This window comes from Streptomyces sp. NPDC033131, assembly GCF_055578365.1.
In genome coordinates, this window is record NZ_JBVIPA010000033.1 from 1 (window position 1) to 16,826 (window position 16,826).

Sequence of the window (16,826 nt, forward strand, 5' to 3'; positions counted from 1 at the left end):
GGGACCGAACTCGCCGCCCTCAAACACGAGTTGTCCCAGGTGCGAGGCGTCGACGTCGAAGAACTCCCGGAAGCGGAAGACCTCACCGCACCCGTCGCAACCACCGCTCCAGAAGGCGCGCGAAGTCCGTGACAGCCACCTGTGTCGGTGCCATGCCGGACAGCTCTGAGGCACCCAGTCCACCGCGTCACCCTTGCGCCAGGCCCTGAGCAGGGCGAGTGGGATACTGGGCAACATCTCCTGCGGGCCCTACGCCGAGGCAACCGTCCCCTTCACCACAACCCCGCCCGCCATCCCGGCCTGACTCGGTCTACATGAATCCGCCGACCGCATGGGTAACCCGCGCTCCGTGGTGGTCAGCGCTCCCAGTTCTCCTCACCCCCGGGCCCGCCCGTGATCGGCTCGATTCCGTGCCCGATCAGACGCCAGGACACGAACTGCGGGTCGGGGCCCACCCACAGCCCTGCACCGTCTTCGAAGTCGATGACCAACACACCGCGGTCGCGGACATCGACAGTAACCACTGACTGCCCGAACAGCGCAAGCACGGGGGCGAGACTCACACCGAGAGGGTTTGTGGCGGCGCCGACGTCCTCGATGACTTGCCGTTCCACGGCGTCACGGACCCAGCGCCCTTCCTGCGCTGCCTCGATGGCGGCTTCCCACCACTTCCAGCCGCCGTCGAACCGGTCCGCGAATGTGTCCATGCGAACAGACTTCCATGCACGAGGCCGCAAGCATTCAAGAGGGCGCCGACCGCGGACCAACTCATCAAGGAGACAGTCTCCTGATATTGCAGGTCAGGACGACGGCGCATAGTGGTCGGCAAGATTGGTGGCGAGGTCGCGAAGGTGAGCCCTGGCTTCGGTGGGGCCGTGCACAGTGATGGCGCTCCCGAACGGCAGTAGTGCTCGCACGTCCTCCAGATGCAGGAAGCGGATGGTTACCTTGCGGCCGGCGGCGGATTCTTCATGGTCGTCCCTGACGAGTCGTAGGCCAAAGATCCGTTGCGCTCGCTCGATCTGGGTCTGGTCGATGGTGGCGCTGACCTCTATCGCGTGGTCGTGTTCCCACTGGGCAATGAGCGCTGCCGCGACGGTGGCCAGGGTCTGGCTCTCGCGGATCCGCCGTGGCTGGCCGACTTCTTTCCACATCGTGATCCGTTCGAGTCGGTACATCCGTGGCACTCGGGCACGGTCGGCGACGAGATACCAGATGCCGGCCTTGGCGAACAGCCCGTAGGGATCCACGACCAGGTCGCGTGGGCATGACTCGCGTGGGCTGTCGTACTCGATCCGTAGCCGGCGACCTCGCCGCACTGCGCCGATCAGCGAAGCCGGAGTCGTGCCGAAAGCTCGTGCCTGATGCCAGGGACGGCTGTCCACGTGCACTACGTCGGTGAGCGGCAGGAGCTCATGAACTCGACGTGGCTGTGTAGCGGCGATCTTGGAAAGCGCGCGCCGGCCATCGACCGATGCGTCGAGCTCCGCACGTTGCTTCTCATCCAGCCCGGTGAGCGACAGATGATCACGCTCGTCCGGTGTGAGTCGCGTGAGGTCGAGTCCGGATCCGGGCAGCATGGTCACGCCTCCGAGGCGGCCCCGGTGTGCGGTCACCGGCAGACCGGCGTCGCGGAGCCAGTTCAGATCTCGGGTGATGGTGCGAAGGGACACCCCGAGCGCTGAGGCGAGTTCCCGTGTGGTCACGGCATCCCTCGATGTGAGGAGCAGCATCAGGGTGAAGAAGCGGTCTGGGGTCACACACCAATTTTTTCAGGAATTGCGACACGATGCGGCGCATATCCCGGTCAGGCTGGTGGATACGTACCTGCCACCTGCGAGAAGGAACAACCATGACCACATCCGTCGTGTCCATCGTCTACGTGAACGACGCTCCCACCGCAGCTCGTTTCTACGGCGACCTCCTCGGCAGGAGCCCCTCGTTCGAGACTCCGGGATACATCACCTTCGACCTCGGGCCAGGCGCTGACCTCGGTCTGTGGTCTGGCCAGTTCGAGCATCTGTCACCGGACGTCCCGCGCACCAGTGAGGTCTGCCTGGCCATCGACGGTGGACCCGACGAGCTCAACGCGACCTTTGAGCAGTGGAAGTCCGACGGGGTCACGATCCTGCGCGAGCCTCATGATGCGGGGTTCGGGCTGACCTTCCTCGCAGCCGATCCTGACGGGAACCGTATCCGCGTCGCACCGCAGGACTGAAAGGCCGCAATGCGGCAGGCGCGCACGATGGGTGCCACGGCGGCGAGTTCGTCTTCGGCGACCCGGCCACCTGCCCCTCGACGCGGCGACCGTCACACGTGGTCCTTACGAGCGGGACACTCCGTAGGAACCCACCAGGCGGGCCAGTTGTCGGCCCGTCACTCGTAGGGGCTCCTCGCTGCGGTTGACCTGGGCCGTCACTTCGGCGCCTTCCAGGGCGCTGATGATGACGGTCGCCAACTCCCGGGCGTCGCGGGCCTGGAAGCCGGAGCGCAGGAGCTTGTCGGTGACGATCTGCTCCCAGCTGCGCAGCGCGTCGGCGCATGCCTGCTGGATTTCGGAGTCGGTTCCCAGGGTTTCCAGTGCCGCTGCGGTGACCGGGCAGCCATCGGTCCAACCCGATGCCCGCAGCCCTTCGGCGAGTTGTCCGGCGCAGGCCTCTACGGCGGCGCCCGGGTCCTCCTCGCAGTTCAGAACGTCGCGCAGGACCGCCGCGAACTCCCGGTCGCTGTACCTGATGGCGGCGACCGCGACGGCCTCTTTGCCGCCGGGGAAGAAGTGGTAGACGGAGCCCAGGGTGGCCTCCGCCTCCTTGGCGATCTGCTTGATGCCCGTGCCGACATAGCCCTGGCGCTGCAGGAGGCTCGCTGCGGCTATGACGATCCGGTCCCGGGTGCTGGCCTGTCCCATGTGCACACCCTACTGGTTAGAACGTTCATTTTAGAGCCGTGCTACATTGCTCCACGCCTTGGATAGAGCGCTCGTTTCAGCCTCGTCCTCGTTGCGGCACCGGCTCGTGCCCGGGCGGCGGCTGGGCGTGCACACATTCCGCGGAGGTCTTCCCAATGAGCACCAAGCAGCCTGTGACCGTCATCGGACTCGGCCCCATGGGGCAGGCAATGGGCCACGCCTTACTCGGGCAGGGACACCACGTCACCGTCTGGAACCGCACTGCGTCCCGTGCCGATGCCCTCGTCGAGCGCGGCGCCGTACTCGCCAGAAGCGTCGAAGACGCCGTCGCCGCCAGCGAGCTGGTCGTCCTGAGCCTCACCGACTACGGCGCGATGTACACCGTGCTGGAACCGGCGTCCCACGCCCTGACCGGCCGCGTCCTGGTCAACCTCAGCTCTGACACCCCGGAGACGACCCGCGCCGGAGCCCGGTGGGTGTCCGACCACGGCGGGGTCCACCTCACCGGTGGCGTCAACGCCTCGCCGACCGGCATCGGACAGCCCGGGTCCTCCACCTTCTACAGCGGGCCGCGCGAGGTGTTCGAGGCGCACCGGTCCACCCTCGAAGTCCTGACCGGCACGGACTACCGGGGCGAGGATCCCGGCCTGGCCGCGCTCCTGTACCAGATCGGCATGGTCATGTTCTGGACCTCGGCGCTCAGTTACTGGCAGGTCATCGCGCTCGCCGACGCCAGCGGACTCACGGCGATGGACGTCCTCCCGTACGCCTCCGGGACCATGACCGGGATGCCGGACTTCCTCTCCTTCTACGCCGAGCGCATCGACGCCGGCGAGCATCCCGGCGACGTGGACCGCCTCGCCATGGGCATGGCCAGCGTCGAACACGTTCTGCAGACCAACGCCGACGCCGGCGTCGACACCACTCTGCCGGCCGCCGTGGCCTCTCTGTTCCGGCGCGGCATGGACGCCGGGCACGCGGCGGACAGCTTCTCCTGCCTGGTGGAGCTGATGAAGACGGCCAAGGCACAGTCGCGGCCCGACGCGATACCCGCAGGTCGGGACATGACGCAGGGGTGACGTGACCGACGCCGAGTGGGCCATGCTGGAGCCGCTGCTGCCGTCGGCCGACAACCGGTGCGGCCGGTGGCGGGACCACCGCCAGGCAGCGACGCGCTGTGCCTGCGCAAGCCGTGCAGCTTCCGTCCGAGCGCCCAGGTCATCTTGCCGATGGTCGTTGCAGACTTCCCGCCCATGCGCGCCCGAGTCGCGGCTATTCGACCTCGACCCAGTCGAGGCTGCGTTCCACGGCCTTCTTCCAGCCTGCGTAGCCCCTTTCCCGCTGCTCGTCGTTCCACTGCGGCTCCCACCGCTTCGACTCGTGCCAGTGCTGACGGAGCTCGTCGGTGCTCTCCCAGAAGCCGGTGGCGAGCCCCGCAGCGTAGGCGGCTCCGAGCGCGGTGGTCTCGGCGACGACAGGGCGGCTGACGGGTACGCCGAGGATGTCGGCCTGGAGTTGCATGCACAGGTCGTTGGCGGTGACGCCGCCGTCGACCCGCAGCACGTCGAGTGCCACCCCGGAGTCCTGCTCCATCGCCTCGGCCACGTCGCGGCTCTGGTAGCAGATGGCCTCCAGCGTCGCTCTGGCGAGGTGTCCGTTGGTGTGGAACCTGGCGAGCCCGACGATCGCTCCCCGGGCGTCGGAGCGCCAGTAGGGCGCAAACAGGCCGGAGAAGGCCGGTACGAAGTAGATGCCGCCGCTGTCCTCCACCTGCCGGGCCAGCGTCTCGACCTCTGCGGACGAGGAGATGATCCGCATCTGGTCGCGGAGCCACTGCACGGCGGACCCGGTGACCGCCATGGACCCCTCCAGCGCGTACACCGCCGGCGCGTCCCCGAACTGGTACGCCAGCGTGGTCAGCAGACCCTTGCTGGACCGGACGATCTCCGTGCCCGTGTTGAGGACCAGGAAGTTACCGGTGCCGTAGGTGTTCTTCGCCTCGCCCGGGCGGAAGCAGACCTGGCCGACGGTGGCCGCCTGCTGGTCCCCCAGGACGCCGGTGATCGGTACGGCGGTCCGCAGCGGACGGGTGGTGCGGGTGGACCCGAACGCCTCCGGGTGCGAGGACGGGTTGATGGCCGGGAGCATCGCCCGCGGGATGCCGAAGATGTCGAGAAGCTCGTCGTCCCAGTCGAGGGTCTCCAGGTTCATCAGCATGGTGCGGCTGGCGTTGGTGACGTCCGTGGCGTGGATGCCGCCGTTCGGACCGCCCGTGAGGTTCCACAGCACCCAGGCGTCCGTGTTCCCGAAGACGGCCCGGCCGTCCTCGGCCGCCTCCCGGACGCCGTCGACGTTCTCCAGGATCCACTTGATCTTGCCCCCGGAGAAGTACGTCGCCGGTGGCAGCCCCGTCTTGCGCCGGATGAGATCGCCGTGCTCCCGCTCGAGCGCCGCTGCGATGGAGTCGGTGCGGGTGTCCTGCCAGACGATCGCGTTGTAGTACGGCTGACCGGTGCGGGGGTCCCAGATGACCGTGGTCTCCCGCTGGTTGGTGATCCCGATCGCCGCCAGGTCGGCGGCGGACAGATCGCTTTGGCGGACGGCGTTCTGCATCGTGGAGTTCGTGCGTTCCCAGATCTCCACGGGGTCGTGCTCCACCCAGCCGGAGCGGGGGAAGATCTGCTCGTGTTCGAGCTGGTGGCGTGCGACCTCGTTGCCGTCGTGGTCGAAGATCATGAAGCGGGTGCTGGTGGTGCCTTGGTCCACCGCCCCGACGAATTCAGGCATGGTCGTCCCTCTCACTTTTCCGGTGCGGGCACCCGGCCGGGTTCCTGCTCGGCATCGGTAGTCGGCAGGAAGGGGGTGATCAACAGGCGGTAGAGCAGCGCACCGACCAGGCCGCCGACCAGAGGGCCGACGATCGGCACCCAGAAGTAGAGGTCGCCGTTCTGATCACGCCAAGCGCCTCCGTAGCCCGTGAGGAACGCCGCCAGCCGTGGCCCCAGGTCACGAGCCGGGTTGATCGCGTAGCCCGCGTTGGTTCCCCAGGCCATGCCGATGGCGACGACGATCAGGCCGATGATGAACGGGGCCATGTTCGCGCCCGGTGGCGTGTTCAGCAGGTCGGTCACAGCGAAGACCAGCAGCACCAGCAGGGCCGTACCGATGATCTGGTCACGGAAGGCCCCGAGCTGGCTGATCGGGAGCCCGCCGTTGCCCGGCAGGGTGGAGAAGACGATCTCCGTCTTGTCGGTGTGCCCGGGGTCGGCCCTCGCCAGCACCTCGCTGTAGTTCCAGCGCACCAGCAGGGCGGCGACGAACGCGCCCGCCGTCTGGGCCAGCGCATACGGCAGGACCTTGCTCCACGGGAAGCCCTTGAAGGCCGCGAGCGCGAGGGTGACCGCGGGGTTGATGTGGGCACCGCTGATCCGCGCCGCCACGTAGACGGCGAGGACGACGCCGAGGCCCCAGGCCCACGCGATGCTGTCGTGGTCGCCCAGGCCGCCGTCGGTCAGCGCGCCACCGGCGACGACCTGCGCGACGACACCGCAGCCGAACAGAATGAGGATCATGGTGCCGACAAACTCGGCTGTGAGTTCACCGACCAGACGTGTCCTAGATGTGGGTTCCGGCATTTTTCGATCGTCGGCGGAGCGGCCGCGGGCGGCATCCGCAGGCGGTCTGCTCGGGTGAACCGGCGCCTGGCGACCGGGCCGAGGAGGCGGAACTCACTGCTCAGGCTTCGGGGACGGCGCCCTCGGTGCGGCCCTCGGAGAACTCCCACCAGGCAAGGGGCAGCCAGTCTCCGTTGACGAAACCGTCGACCGCCGACCCCAGACCGCTGATCGAAACGGTGGTGCCGGGCGGGTAGGTGGTGCCGGACAGTCCGGACACGGAGACGAGCAGGGTGCCGAGGCGTCGTATCACTGTTCGCGCTTTCTCATTCAGAGATAAATATGTGACGACAGTAGCCATCTTGTCCTATGGGGCACAACGGACGGACCATGAGATAGGGCACAAAAATACGAAGGCACGACAGCAGCACTACCGCGTGGAGGTGCTTGAGCATGAAGGCCGTCGTCTACAAGGGACCGTTCGAAGTTGCCGTCGAGCAAGTGGAGAACCCTGGACTCCAGCACCCGAACGACGTGATCGTCCGCGTGACGTCCACGGCGATCTGCGGCTCCGACCTGCACATGTACGAGGGCCGCACCGCGGCCGAGCCGGGCATTGTCTTCGGCCACGAGAACCTCGGGATCATCGAGGAGACCGGGGACGGAGTCTCGTCCCTCAAGCGGGGCGACCGGGTGGTCATGCCCTTCAACGTCGCCTGCGGCTTCTGCAAGAACTGCACGGCAGGCTTCACGGGCTTTTGCGTGACTGTCAACCCCGGGTTCGCGGGCGGCGCGTACGGCTACGTCGCGATGGGTCCGTTCAGCGGAGGTCAAGCCGAGTACGTACGGGTGCCGTACGCCGACTTCAACTGTCTGAAGCTCCCCGAGGGCGATGCCAACGAGAGCGACTTCGTCCTGCTCGCCGACATCTTCCCGACGGGCTACCACGGGAACGAGCTGGCTGACGTCCGTCCCGGCGAGAGCGTCGCGGTGTACGGCGGCGGTCCGGTCGGCCTGATGGCCGCCTACTCCGCCCTGCTGCGCGGCGCCAGGAAGGTGTTCGTCGTCGACCGGGTGGCCGAGCGGCTGCAGAAGGCCGAGGAGATCGGCGCGATCCCGGTCAACTTCGCCGAGGGCAATCCGGTGGAGCAGATCAAGGACCAGACGGAGGGACAGGGCACCGACAAGGGCATCGACGCGGTGGGCTACCAGGCTCAGGCACGTGGCGAGGACCGTGAGGAGCCGGCAACCGTCCTGAACTCGCTCGTCGAGACGGTGCGGCCGACAGGAGCGCTGGGCATTCCGGGCCTGTACGTTCCCTCCGACCCCGGCGGGCCGGACGATCAGTCCAAGAAGGGCATGCTGTTGGTGGCCATCGGAAGGCTCTTCGAAAAGGGACTGCGCCTGGGCACCGGCCAGTGCAACGTGAAGCGTTACAACCGGCAACTGCGCGACATGATCATCGATGGCCGCGCACAGCCCGGTTTCGTCGTCTCGCACGAGCTGTCGCTGGACGAGGCGCCGCAGGCGTACGAGAAGTTCGACAAGCGCGTCGAGGGCTACACCAAGGTCGTCCTGCACCCGAACCGATGACCTGACGCGCCACATCCATGGGTGTGGACGCGCCACATCCATGGGTGTGCCGGCGCTGCCGCTGGTTGCTCTGCCCTGCGTGCTGCACGGCTGAGCGTGCTGCGGCGAGGCGGCGGGGCGAGCACGGGCCCGGGCCCCGCGTCGTGGCCTTGGCGCTGCTCGGGCCCGGCACACTCGGCCGCAGCCAGACCCAGAGGAAAGATCCGCATCTTGACCACATGGTGCATGAGGGAGAGCCGAGACTCTTTGTGAATCGGTGGGGCGGCACATCGGATTCGGCATCCGTAGGACCCGCTTCCTACCGGAATGAGTGCGTGTGCTTCGACCAGGCTCAGCCACGTCCGCGAGCCCGTGTCGGTTTCCACGCCGAACGACAGGACACCTCGACCGCTGGGTGGCGGCATCTGCTGGAGTTGATCGAAGAGGCCGCCGACGGGCGGGAGGAGTTCCGGCCTCTGGTCGAACTCAGCGCCGACGAACGTCGGCAGGTCATCACCCTGCCGCCGAGCGTCGCCGAACTGAGGGCGGTCGGCGGGACTCCGTTGCGGAATTGTGCAAGCAGGCGGCGATGTACGGCACGCTGCGCCCGGGCCGCCAGGGACTCGAGGACCTCGTTCGCGAGTATCTGGCTCCTGAGCACAGGGACAACCCCGGCCTCGGATGCCCCTCCGCCGCCCTGCTCGACGAGATCGGCCGCTGCGAGGGCGCGACCAAACAGGCGTACACAGACGGCACGCGCGCCATCGTGGACGAAATCGCCGCCCGCCTGGCCCTTGAGGACCCTCAGTCCGCGCGCGGTAAGGCACTCGGACTCGTCACCATGTTGGTGGGGACGTTGCAACTGTCCCGCGCCTTCGCGGATCCGGAAGTCTCCGACGAGGTCCTCGATCAGGGGATCGAGAACGCCCTCACATTCATGCGCTGAAGCCTACGGTCAACCCGCGTAGGCCGGACAAGCAGACGCCCCAGGTCCTCGCGACTCCGCGACAGCGCCCTCGACGCCCGCGCCGACCGCGCTTACGTACTCGCCGTGGCGATCAGCGAGATCACTCTGCGCCCGACCGGTGAGCACCTCGCCCTCTGAGCCCTCGCCGCGCTGCGCAGAGGGGCGAGAGCGGAGGGACGGTGGGCTTGTCAGGCAGTAGTGCGGTTGCCCGATCAGGCGGGGTCCTCGTCCAGCTTCGCCACCACTCGGTCGGAGATGTCCGCCAGAGTCCGCAGCTCTGCCGGGGTGACATGGTCCAGGAACAGCTGCCGTACCGCTTCCACATGCAGCGGAGCCGCCCGCTCGATCGCCGCCCGCCCGGCATCCGTGATCACCACGAACGCTCCCCGCGCGTCATCGGGGCACTCCTCGCGGATCACCAGCCCTCGGCCGGCCATCCGCGCGATGTGGTGGGACATCCGGCTCTTCTCCCACTCGAGCGCCCGGGACAGATCCTGATAGCGCTGACGCCCCTCCGGCACATCCGTCAGACTGACCAACACGCCGAAATCCGCCGCCGAGAGCTTCGACTCGCTCTGCAACATGCGCGACAGCCGACCCCCCAGCCGCTCATGCAACCGGATAAAGCTCCGCCAGGCGTGCTGCTCCTCCGCCGTCAACCACCGCACTTCTTCATCCATACAAGCGAGTGTAGAGGGGTTGACGGGTCACCAAGTTGTGCGAAGGCCCCTCGGTCGGCCACGGCATCTCGCGCGGTCAGGCGTACCGCGGCGTCCATCGCGTCACCCTCCCTGGCCTCGCGGGCCGTGTCCCGCATGCCCACCAGCGGCGGCAGCAACGGGAGCGCCCGCCCACACGGAGCACTCCCCCGCCACCCGCGCCGCGACCACCGTCATGCCGTCGGTCACCTCACCCAGGCCCCCGGGGGGATCAAGCGCACCGCAGCCCACTCGTCCCTCCATGTCGTAGCGCGTGTACACATGCTGCTCGGGCGTGCGGTCGGTTCGAAAGCGCACCAGCAGCACGCCGATGCCGACGAAGAAGCGACCTTCGTGGCGGTGCACAGCGCGCCCATCGCCACCGACCGGTCGAGAACTGGCTGGGCATCGGCGGCGTCGTTCCAGCGTCCTTAGTGCGTGGTCCACAGGAATCGCTTCACGACCCCTTGGTTGACACATCAATTAGAGCGGATCATAATTGATACGTCAACCATTTCCTGCGGTCGACAGCACCTACGTACGAAGGAACCCAGCCATGTCAGATCTCATCTTCGGTCTTGACACGTTCGGCGATGTGCCGGAGGACGACTCCGGCATTCCGGTGTCCGACGCCCGGGCCATCCGGCAGGTCGTCGAGGAGGCCGTTCTCGCGGAGGAGACCGGCGTCGACGCCATCGCCCTCGGCGAGCACCACCGACCCGAGTTCGCGATCTCGTCCCCGGAGACCGTGCTGGCCGGCATCGCCACCCGTACCGAGCGGATCCGTCTGTCGTCCGGCGTGACGGTGCTGAGCTCCGACGATCCGGTCCGGGTCTTCCAGCGGTTCTCGACCGTGGACGCGCTCTCGAACGGCCGGGCCGAGGTCATCCTGGGGCGCGGTTCCTTCACCGAGTCGTTCCCCCTGTTCGGATACGACATGAGCGACTACGACGTGCTGTTCGAGGAGAAGATCGAGCTCTTCGCCAAGCTGCTGGAGGAGAAGCCGGTCACCTGGAGCGGCACCAAACGGCCCGCGCTCGACAACGCCGACGTCTTCCCCAAGACCGAGTCGGGGCACCTGACCACCTGGGTCGGTGTCGGCGGCTCGCCCCAGTCGGTCATCCGCACCGCGCACTACGGCTTCCCGCTCATGATCGCCATCATCGGCGGCAGCCCGGAGCGCTTCGCGCCGTACATCGACCTCTACCAGCGCGCCACCGACAAGTTCGGCACGACCGCGCATCCGGTCGGCATGCACTCGCCGGGCTTCGTCGCGGACACGGATGAGGAGGCCCGGGAGGTGCACTGGCCGCACTACAAGGTCATCCGTGACCGCATCGGCGCGCTGCGCGGCTGGCCGCCGGTCCGCGAAGAGGAGTACGCGAACGAGATCGAGCACGGCTCTCTGTACATCGGCTCGCCCGAGACGGTCGCCCGCAAGATGGCTCGCGCCATCAAGGCGCTCGGCGTCGGCCGGTTCGACCTCATCTACACCACCGGGGCGCAGCCGATCAGCGCCCGGCTGCGTGCCGTCGAGCTGTACGGCACGAAGGTTCTCCCGATGGTTCGCGACCTCCTCGCCGATTGACACCGACACCGACAGCCCCGAACGGAACAGAAATGACCAGCACAGGCATCGAAACCTTCGGCATCCTGGGAGCGGGGAAGGTCGGCACCGTGCTCGCGCGGCTGGCCCGTGCGGCCGGCTATCGGGTGCTCATCGCCGGATCCGGCGACCCCGGCAGGATCGCCCTCACCGTCGAAGTCCTCACCCCCGGCGCGGTCCCGGTCACCGCGGTTCAGGCAGCCGCGAAGGCGGACGTCGTCGTCCTGGCCCTCCCTCTCGGCAAGTACCGGAGCGTTCCGACGGAAGCCCTGGAGGGCAAGCTCGTCATCGACGCGATGAACTACTGGTGGGAGGTCGACGGCGCCCGCGCGGACCTCACCGACGCGCGCACCTCGTCGAGCGAGATCGTGCAGGGGTTCCTGTCCGGCGCGCGCGTGGTCAAAGCCTTCAACCACATGGGCTACCACGACCTTGAGGAGGGGGCCCGGCCCGCCGGAACCCCTGGGCGCAAGGCCATCGCCATCGCCGGTGACGACGCCGAGGGCCGCATCACTGTCTCACGCCTCGTCGACGACCTCGGCTTCGACCCCGTCGTGGCGGGCCCGCTGGCCTCGGGGATACAACTGGAGCCGGGCACGGAGCCGTTCGGCGCCAACGTCGACGCCGAGGAACTGCGCGCGATGCTCATCCGCTTTCCCGAGTCGGAGCGCGGACGGGCCGTCGCCGCCGCGCGGGCCGCCCTCCTGGAAGTGACGCCTGAGCCGTCGTAGGGGCATCGTTCGTGCCCGCTACGACACTTTCATCTCGCCCAGGGGCCGGCTTCGTGCCCGGAGGCGGGGCCGGTGGTGGCCGGGCCGCGGAGCACCCGCGACCGGTCGTCGGCGAGGCGTACGCGCGCCCGCATGTAGCTGATGGCCGGGCTCGAGAACTTCGGCGCCTTGCAAGGGGTCCGGAACAGCCACGCTCGTGCGGAGATCCGTAGGCGCCAGCGGACGACCACTCAGACCGGGTTCGCCTCCAACCATCGCAGGACCGCAGGGGTCACGGGATCGGTGATGTCGGCGAAGTCGTCATGTCTCTTCAGGAACTTGGCCACGTACGGGCAGACAGGCACGATCCGCTTCCCGGAGGCACGCGTGTCGGCGAGCGCCCGCCGCACCAGTTCTGCCCCCAGCCCCTGTCCGGCGTAGGCGTCACCGACCTCCGTATGGAAGAACACGCGCTGCTCACCGTGGTCGCGGTACTCGGTCAGGCCGGCACGCTTGCCGCCGACCACGATCTCGTAGCGGTGGTGTGCGTCCACGCGCTCGACGACCGGGGCGGCAGGAGGCTCGCTCATGGGGGGGGTGCCTTTCTGGGAGAGGTCAGCGGCGCGGAGGGTTGCGGCGCGGCCTGATGGTGGCGTTGGGCAGGGCGGGCGCGGGAAGCCGTCCCTCGGTGAATCCTGGGACGGTGCCGAAGCGGTCGGAGGATGCCTCCCAGTCGTCGCGGGCCTTGACGATGTCCTCGTGGGTGCGGCCGATGAAGTTCCACCACATGACGATCTCCTCGTCGAACGGGGTGCCGCCGAGCAGAATCACCCGCGCCGGGCCGTCCGACTCGTTCGTCAGCGTCAAGCCGTCGGCACCCGGCGGGACATAGCCGAGCTCCGCCCGGTGCAGCAGTGTGTCGGCCACGCGGACGTCCCCGCTGTCCACGAGAACGCCGTGCTCGAATTCGGTGTCCACGGAGAGGACGGCCGTCATACGCGGTTCGAGGATGATCTCGGCACCGAGCAGCGGTGTGAACGTCCGCACCGGAGAGACGTCACCGGCGAGCGAGCCGAGGAAGACCCTGATCTCGGCCCCCTTCATTCGCACGGGCTCGGGCACATGGTGCTGGAAGTCCCGTTCGGCGTTCCGGTGCTCGTCCGGCAGCGCCACCCACAGCTGGACTCCGTGGACGACGGTCGTGCGCGGGGTGGAGAGCTCCGAGTGGGCGATGCCGTAACCGCCCGTCATGAGGTTGATTTCCCCGGGCCGCACCAAGGCGTGCGTGCCGAGCGTGTCGCGGTGCTCGACCTCTCCGCTGAACAGCCAGGTCACCGTCTGCAGGCCGGTGTGCGGGTGCGGGGGCAGCGCCATGCCACCCCTGTCGGTGACCTCGTCGGGACCATAGTGGTCGGCGAAGCACCACGCGCCGATCAGCGGCCGGTCCCGCTGCGGCAGCGTCCGCCGCACCGTCATCGAACGCGGACCGCCCAGGGGTACGTCCCGCGCGGGGAGCACGTCGACCTGTGGCAGGCCGGTCGGCCGTACGCCGTCGGCCGACGCCCCACATCTCATCACTGCCGGATCGGCTTCGACATTGCTCACCGAAACCACCTCACATGGAGCTAGTTGTTGTATCAACTATACTGCCATGATCGTAGAGTGAAGGCCACAGCGGCAGACAACGAGCGGGAGACATGCGGATCTTCATCGACAAACAGAGCCCCAAGGCCTTCCATGCCCTGGTGCAGACATCGGAAGCGGTACGCGCCGTTGCCGCCGAGGCGGGGCTCGACCGCACCGTCGTAGAGCTGATCAACCTCCGCGTGTCGCAGGTCAACGGCTGCGCCTACTGCCTCGACACCCACACCAGGGCGGCCGTACGCGCGGGTGAGTCGGCGCAGCGGCTGGGAGTGCTGGCCGCCTGGCGGGACGCCGAGGTGTTCTCCCCCACGGAGCGTGCGGCCCTCGCACTGGCCGAGGCCACGACCGATCCCACCGATGCCGTCGCGCAGGAAACCGCCTACGAGGCCGCTCGACACGTGCTCACCGATGACCAGATCTCCGCTGCGATCTGGGTGGCGATCACCATCAACGCGTTCAACCGGGTCTCGATCATGAGCAAGCATCCGGTACGGGCGATCAGGAGTACGTGAGACGGTGTCCTGCTCGGCGCCGGCCCACTGGCCCACGTACGGAGGGGCGAGTGGCCGGCGCCGGCCACTCGCCGGGGCGGGTCGGCCAGGTGGCGGCGGATGCCGTGATGTGGCGAGGCGCGGTCCCGCGAGAGCAGCGCGGACGGCCGCGATGGTGCCGGCCCGGCCACGGTCGATGCGAACCACCCGTGTCAGCCGAGGCCGTCGGCTGACACGGTCACCGCGGACTCGTCGAGGAGGGCGTCGGTGACGGACTGCGGGCGGCAGTAGCCCGCGCGTTTCACGACGCATACCACCCGCTCCGCTCCGTGGGCGGAGCCGTTTCTCACGGTCAAGGCCAGCAGGCCGAGATGGACGGTCACGGTCACCGCGAGGGCCCCTGACCAGTATCTGTGGCGCCGTCGCGGCCCTCCCGGTCCGCTGGGGCGCGGGTTCGAGCGGGTTCCAGCCGCCTCCCACCACGGCATGACGAGCGGGCCACCGCCTCCGGCAGAGACACTGTGGCGTGTCGGCAGCCGGCGAGAAGCCGCCACCCTCTCACACACGACCCAGGCCAAGCCGGCGCTGGTTGACGCATCATCTAAAATGTGCTTACTTTGGTCACCACGTCAACGCCACAGGGTTGTGCGGAGGCACATGATGCAGGCACAGCAGCAGATCTCACGCCGAACCGTCGCCCGGATCGAGGACAGGATTCACCTCGGTCCGGACGCTCAGGTCGATGACAAAAGCCTGATGTTCTCCCCGCAGGCCCCGGCACTGACCGACCCTTTCCTCGTGCTGGTGGAGGACCAGTTCTCGGAGCCCGGCTTCGAGTGGCACCCGCACCGGGGCCTGGAAACGGTGACGCTGGTACTGGACGGGGTGTTGGAACATGGCGACAGCATCGGCAACAGCGGCACACTGACCGCTGGAGACATCCAGTGGATGACCGCCGGTCGCGGGATCATCCACCGCGAGCTCGCCTTCCGCAATGAACGCGCCCACATACTGCAGTTGTGGGTCAACCTGCCGGCCGAGAAGAAGATGGTCGACAGCCGCTACCAGGACCTGCTCGCCACCGGCCGGCCGACCATCGACCACGACGGCGCCCACATCGACCTCATCTCCGGGGCCACCGGCACCCTGACCGGTCCGGCGCTCACCCATTGGCCGATCTCCGGCTCGGTGATCACCATGGAGCCCGGCCGGAGCCTCGATCACGTCCTGCCTGGTCAGGACCGAGCGTTCTTCACCGTGCTCGCCGGCGCTGTGAGCATCGCCGGCCGTACCGTGACCGCGAGGCAGACAGCCTGGTCCGATCCTCTGCCGGACACGGACCTGTCCGTCATCGACTTGCGGACCGGTGACAGCGACGCCACCAGCGAGGTCCTGACCTTCAGCGGGCCACCCATCCGACAGCCCGTCGCGATGGGCGGGCCCATGGTCATGAACACGCGGGCCGAGATAGACCAGGCGTTCCGCGACTTCCACACCGGCAGGTTCGGCACTGTCCCGCGCCAGGCCCGGCTGCAGCACCGATGACTCCAGGAAGCCCGCGCCCTCGATCGGCGGGCGCGGGACCCCATCAGCGGGCGTTCAGAGGGCCGCTGCGGCGCTGTGCAGGTTCTTGGCGGCCAGGGCAAGCCCTTCCGTCTGCGAGTAGGCGCCGTCCTCGTGTTCGATGTTGACGGCCATGTCGGGGTCGATCTCGGCAAGGGCGTGCAGGAACTCGGTCCAGAAGGGGATGTCGTTGCCGAGCCCGACCGCGACGAACTTCCAAGCCGGGTTCTCCGGCCAGGCGTTGCACCAGAAGCCGTACCCCGTGGGCACCTTGCCGGGCGCGTGGGCCGGCACGCGGGTGAACGACGTGTCGAGCACGCCGCGGATGTCGGCGCCCGGGCAGAGCGTCGCGTCCTTGGCGGCGGCGTGGAAGACCAGCGGGCCGAGCCACTTGGTGGAGGCGATGACGTCCATGCCCTGCCACATAAGGTGGGAGGGGTCCATCTCGGCACCGACGTTCGTCGCGCCCGTCGCGTCGACGAGCCGCTTCAGGGTGACCGGTGAGAACACCAGGTTGTGCGGATGCATCTCAATGGCCACCCGGACGTCGTTCTCCCGGGCCAGCGCGTCGATCTCCTTCCAGAACCAGACGGCCACGCCCCACTGGTAGTCCAGGACGTCCATGTACACGCCGTCCCATGGGTTCACGACCCATGAGGGGTACTTGGCATCCGGGTCCGAACCCGGCGTACCGGACATGGTCACGACGTGCTTCACGCCGAGCAGGCCCGCGAGGCGGATCGTGCGACGCAGGTCGTCCGCGTGCTTGGGGCCGACGCCCGGGAGCGGATTGAGCGGATTGCCGTTGCAGTTGAGGCCGGTGAGCTCCATCCCGCGGTCCGCGAAGGTGGCCAGGTACTCCTCCCGCGCGGTGGCCGAGGACAGCAGCGCGTCGACCGGGCAGTGCGGGGCGGGGATGAAGCCGCCGGTGTTGACCTCGACGGAGGTCAGGCCGTTCTCCTTGAGGATGTCGAGCGCCTCGGTGAGGGTTCGGTCGTGCAGACAGGCGGTGTAGGCGCCGAGCTTGAGGGTCATGAGGGTGCTCCTTGATAC

The 16,826-nt window shown here is 68.1% G+C and carries 18 protein-coding genes and 2 pseudogenes; 9 read left to right on the forward strand and 11 right to left on the reverse strand.

Annotated features, from left to right (window positions below; translation table 11 throughout):
* Window positions 1–132: pseudogene (locus ACZ5XS_RS32710) on the forward strand (sugar ABC transporter ATP-binding protein); the annotation flags it as partial.
* 224 nt (window positions 133–356) lie between these two features.
* Here the strand turns inward: ACZ5XS_RS32710 and ACZ5XS_RS32715 are convergent.
* Both ACZ5XS_RS32715 and ACZ5XS_RS32720 read right to left on the reverse strand, forming a co-directional pair.
* Entirely contained in the window at window positions 357–707 is a 351-nt protein-coding gene (locus ACZ5XS_RS32715; protein ID WP_468657463.1) for a DUF6188 family protein, read from the reverse strand.
* A gap of 93 nt (window positions 708–800) precedes the next feature.
* Window positions 801–1,760 (reverse strand): helix-turn-helix transcriptional regulator, encoded by a 960-nt coding sequence (locus ACZ5XS_RS32720; RefSeq protein ID WP_468657465.1) that lies wholly within the window; start codon window positions 1,758–1,760, stop codon window positions 801–803.
* 92 nt (window positions 1,761–1,852) lie between these two features.
* On the opposite strand from ACZ5XS_RS32720, the gene ACZ5XS_RS32725 reads away from it, so the two are divergent.
* Complete coding sequence (locus tag ACZ5XS_RS32725) at window positions 1,853–2,218, forward strand: VOC family protein (protein WP_468657467.1); 366 nt, start codon at window positions 1,853–1,855, stop codon at window positions 2,216–2,218.
* Window positions 2,219–2,323: 105 nt separating this feature from the next.
* Here ACZ5XS_RS32725 and ACZ5XS_RS32730 read toward each other — a convergent pair whose 3' ends face one another.
* Window positions 2,324–2,908 (reverse strand): TetR/AcrR family transcriptional regulator, encoded by a 585-nt coding sequence (locus tag ACZ5XS_RS32730; RefSeq protein WP_468657469.1) that lies wholly within the window; start codon window positions 2,906–2,908, stop codon window positions 2,324–2,326.
* Between the two features lie 155 nt (window positions 2,909–3,063).
* On the opposite strand from ACZ5XS_RS32730, the gene ACZ5XS_RS32735 reads away from it, so the two are divergent.
* On the forward strand, window positions 3,064–3,987 hold the full coding sequence (locus ACZ5XS_RS32735; RefSeq protein ID WP_468657471.1) for an NAD(P)-dependent oxidoreductase: 924 nt from the start codon (window positions 3,064–3,066) through the stop codon (window positions 3,985–3,987).
* A 193-nt stretch (window positions 3,988–4,180) separates the two neighbouring features.
* On the opposite strand, the gene glpK is transcribed toward ACZ5XS_RS32735, so the two are convergent.
* The 3 genes from glpK to ACZ5XS_RS32750 form a co-directional block, all read right to left on the reverse strand.
* Window positions 4,181–5,695: a glycerol kinase GlpK gene (gene glpK / locus ACZ5XS_RS32740; protein ID WP_468657473.1), complete on the reverse strand. Its 1,515-nt coding sequence runs from the start codon at window positions 5,693–5,695 to the stop codon at window positions 4,181–4,183.
* Window positions 5,696–5,706: 11 nt separating this feature from the next.
* Window positions 5,707–6,543, reverse strand: a complete 837-nt coding sequence (locus ACZ5XS_RS32745; RefSeq protein ID WP_468657475.1) for an MIP/aquaporin family protein — start codon at window positions 6,541–6,543, stop codon at window positions 5,707–5,709.
* A gap of 100 nt (window positions 6,544–6,643) precedes the next feature.
* On the reverse strand, window positions 6,644–6,835 hold the full coding sequence (locus tag ACZ5XS_RS32750; protein WP_468657477.1) for a hypothetical protein: 192 nt from the start codon (window positions 6,833–6,835) through the stop codon (window positions 6,644–6,646).
* A gap of 140 nt (window positions 6,836–6,975) precedes the next feature.
* On the opposite strand from ACZ5XS_RS32750, the gene ACZ5XS_RS32755 reads away from it, so the two are divergent.
* Together ACZ5XS_RS32755 and ACZ5XS_RS32760 are read left to right on the forward strand one after the other, a co-directional pair.
* A complete protein-coding gene (locus ACZ5XS_RS32755; RefSeq protein WP_468657478.1) occupies window positions 6,976–8,115 on the forward strand; it encodes a glutathione-independent formaldehyde dehydrogenase in 1,140 nt (379 codons plus the stop codon).
* Window positions 8,116–8,662: 547 nt separating this feature from the next.
* A pseudogene (locus ACZ5XS_RS32760) lies at window positions 8,663–9,040 on the forward strand (TetR/AcrR family transcriptional regulator); the annotation flags it as partial.
* A gap of 233 nt (window positions 9,041–9,273) precedes the next feature.
* Here ACZ5XS_RS32760 and ACZ5XS_RS32765 read toward each other — a convergent pair.
* Window positions 9,274–9,741, reverse strand: coding sequence for a MarR family winged helix-turn-helix transcriptional regulator (locus tag ACZ5XS_RS32765; RefSeq protein ID WP_468657480.1), 468 nt, complete (start codon window positions 9,739–9,741; stop codon window positions 9,274–9,276).
* A 574-nt stretch (window positions 9,742–10,315) separates the two neighbouring features.
* Here ACZ5XS_RS32765 and ACZ5XS_RS32770 point away from each other — a divergent pair.
* Window positions 10,316–11,347: an LLM class flavin-dependent oxidoreductase gene (locus ACZ5XS_RS32770; RefSeq protein ID WP_468657482.1), complete on the forward strand. Its 1,032-nt coding sequence runs from the start codon at window positions 10,316–10,318 to the stop codon at window positions 11,345–11,347.
* 32 nt (window positions 11,348–11,379) lie between these two features.
* Window positions 11,380–12,096 carry an NADPH-dependent F420 reductase gene (locus tag ACZ5XS_RS32775; protein WP_468657484.1) on the forward strand — a complete coding sequence of 239 codons (717 nt, stop codon included), beginning with the start codon at window positions 11,380–11,382 and terminating at the stop codon, window positions 12,094–12,096.
* 230 nt (window positions 12,097–12,326) lie between these two features.
* Here the strand turns inward: ACZ5XS_RS32775 and ACZ5XS_RS32780 are convergent, their stop codons facing one another.
* Both ACZ5XS_RS32780 and ACZ5XS_RS32785 read right to left on the reverse strand, forming a co-directional pair.
* On the reverse strand, window positions 12,327–12,665 hold the full coding sequence (locus ACZ5XS_RS32780) for a GNAT family N-acetyltransferase (protein ID WP_468657486.1): 339 nt from the start codon (window positions 12,663–12,665) through the stop codon (window positions 12,327–12,329).
* Window positions 12,666–12,690: 25 nt separating this feature from the next.
* On the reverse strand, window positions 12,691–13,680 hold the full coding sequence (locus ACZ5XS_RS32785; RefSeq protein ID WP_468657488.1) for a pirin family protein: 990 nt from the start codon (window positions 13,678–13,680) through the stop codon (window positions 12,691–12,693).
* Window positions 13,681–13,772: 92 nt separating this feature from the next.
* Here ACZ5XS_RS32785 and ACZ5XS_RS32790 point away from each other — a divergent pair, with 92 nt between their 5' ends.
* Window positions 13,773–14,231 (forward strand): carboxymuconolactone decarboxylase family protein, encoded by a 459-nt coding sequence (locus tag ACZ5XS_RS32790; RefSeq protein WP_468657490.1) that lies wholly within the window; start codon window positions 13,773–13,775, stop codon window positions 14,229–14,231.
* Between the two features lie 191 nt (window positions 14,232–14,422).
* On the opposite strand, the gene ACZ5XS_RS32795 is transcribed toward ACZ5XS_RS32790, so the two are convergent.
* Window positions 14,423–14,599: a hypothetical protein gene (locus tag ACZ5XS_RS32795; protein WP_468657492.1), complete on the reverse strand. Its 177-nt coding sequence runs from the start codon at window positions 14,597–14,599 to the stop codon at window positions 14,423–14,425.
* A gap of 268 nt (window positions 14,600–14,867) precedes the next feature.
* On the opposite strand from ACZ5XS_RS32795, the gene ACZ5XS_RS32800 reads away from it, so the two are divergent.
* Window positions 14,868–15,755 (forward strand): pirin family protein, encoded by an 888-nt coding sequence (locus ACZ5XS_RS32800; RefSeq protein ID WP_468657494.1) that lies wholly within the window; start codon window positions 14,868–14,870, stop codon window positions 15,753–15,755.
* Window positions 15,756–15,809: 54 nt separating this feature from the next.
* Here the strand turns inward: ACZ5XS_RS32800 and ACZ5XS_RS32805 are convergent, their stop codons facing one another.
* The gene (locus ACZ5XS_RS32805) at window positions 15,810–16,808 is read right to left on the reverse strand and encodes a sugar phosphate isomerase/epimerase family protein (protein WP_468657496.1); all 999 of its coding nucleotides are present in this window, start codon (window positions 16,806–16,808) and stop codon (window positions 15,810–15,812) included.
* Window positions 16,809–16,826: the final 18 nt, after the last annotated feature.

Excerpts from the sequence above, each read along its gene's own strand:
- ACZ5XS_RS32765 (WP_468657480.1), bottom strand. The coding sequence starts at position 9,741 with ATGGATGAAGAAGTGCGGTGGTTGACGGCGGAGGAGCAGCACGCCTGG.
- ACZ5XS_RS32770 (WP_468657482.1), top strand. The coding sequence starts at position 10,316 with ATGTCAGATCTCATCTTCGGTCTTGACACGTTCGGCGATGTGCCGGAG.
- ACZ5XS_RS32775 (WP_468657484.1), top strand. The coding sequence starts at position 11,380 with ATGACCAGCACAGGCATCGAAACCTTCGGCATCCTGGGAGCGGGGAAG.
- ACZ5XS_RS32735 (WP_468657471.1), top strand. The coding sequence starts at position 3,064 with ATGAGCACCAAGCAGCCTGTGACCGTCATCGGACTCGGCCCCATGGGG.
- ACZ5XS_RS32730 (WP_468657469.1), bottom strand. The coding sequence starts at position 2,908 with ATGGGACAGGCCAGCACCCGGGACCGGATCGTCATAGCCGCAGCGAGC.
- ACZ5XS_RS32800 (WP_468657494.1), top strand. The coding sequence starts at position 14,868 with ATGATGCAGGCACAGCAGCAGATCTCACGCCGAACCGTCGCCCGGATC.
- ACZ5XS_RS32805 (WP_468657496.1), bottom strand. The coding sequence starts at position 16,808 with ATGACCCTCAAGCTCGGCGCCTACACCGCCTGTCTGCACGACCGAACC.
- ACZ5XS_RS32755 (WP_468657478.1), top strand. The coding sequence starts at position 6,976 with ATGAAGGCCGTCGTCTACAAGGGACCGTTCGAAGTTGCCGTCGAGCAA.
- ACZ5XS_RS32745 (WP_468657475.1), bottom strand. The coding sequence starts at position 6,543 with ATGCCGGAACCCACATCTAGGACACGTCTGGTCGGTGAACTCACAGCC.
- ACZ5XS_RS32725 (WP_468657467.1), top strand. The coding sequence starts at position 1,853 with ATGACCACATCCGTCGTGTCCATCGTCTACGTGAACGACGCTCCCACC.
- ACZ5XS_RS32780 (WP_468657486.1), bottom strand. The coding sequence starts at position 12,665 with ATGAGCGAGCCTCCTGCCGCCCCGGTCGTCGAGCGCGTGGACGCACAC.
- ACZ5XS_RS32790 (WP_468657490.1), top strand. The coding sequence starts at position 13,773 with ATGCGGATCTTCATCGACAAACAGAGCCCCAAGGCCTTCCATGCCCTG.
- glpK (WP_468657473.1), bottom strand. The coding sequence starts at position 5,695 with ATGCCTGAATTCGTCGGGGCGGTGGACCAAGGCACCACCAGCACCCGC.
- ACZ5XS_RS32715 (WP_468657463.1), bottom strand. The coding sequence starts at position 707 with ATGGACACATTCGCGGACCGGTTCGACGGCGGCTGGAAGTGGTGGGAA.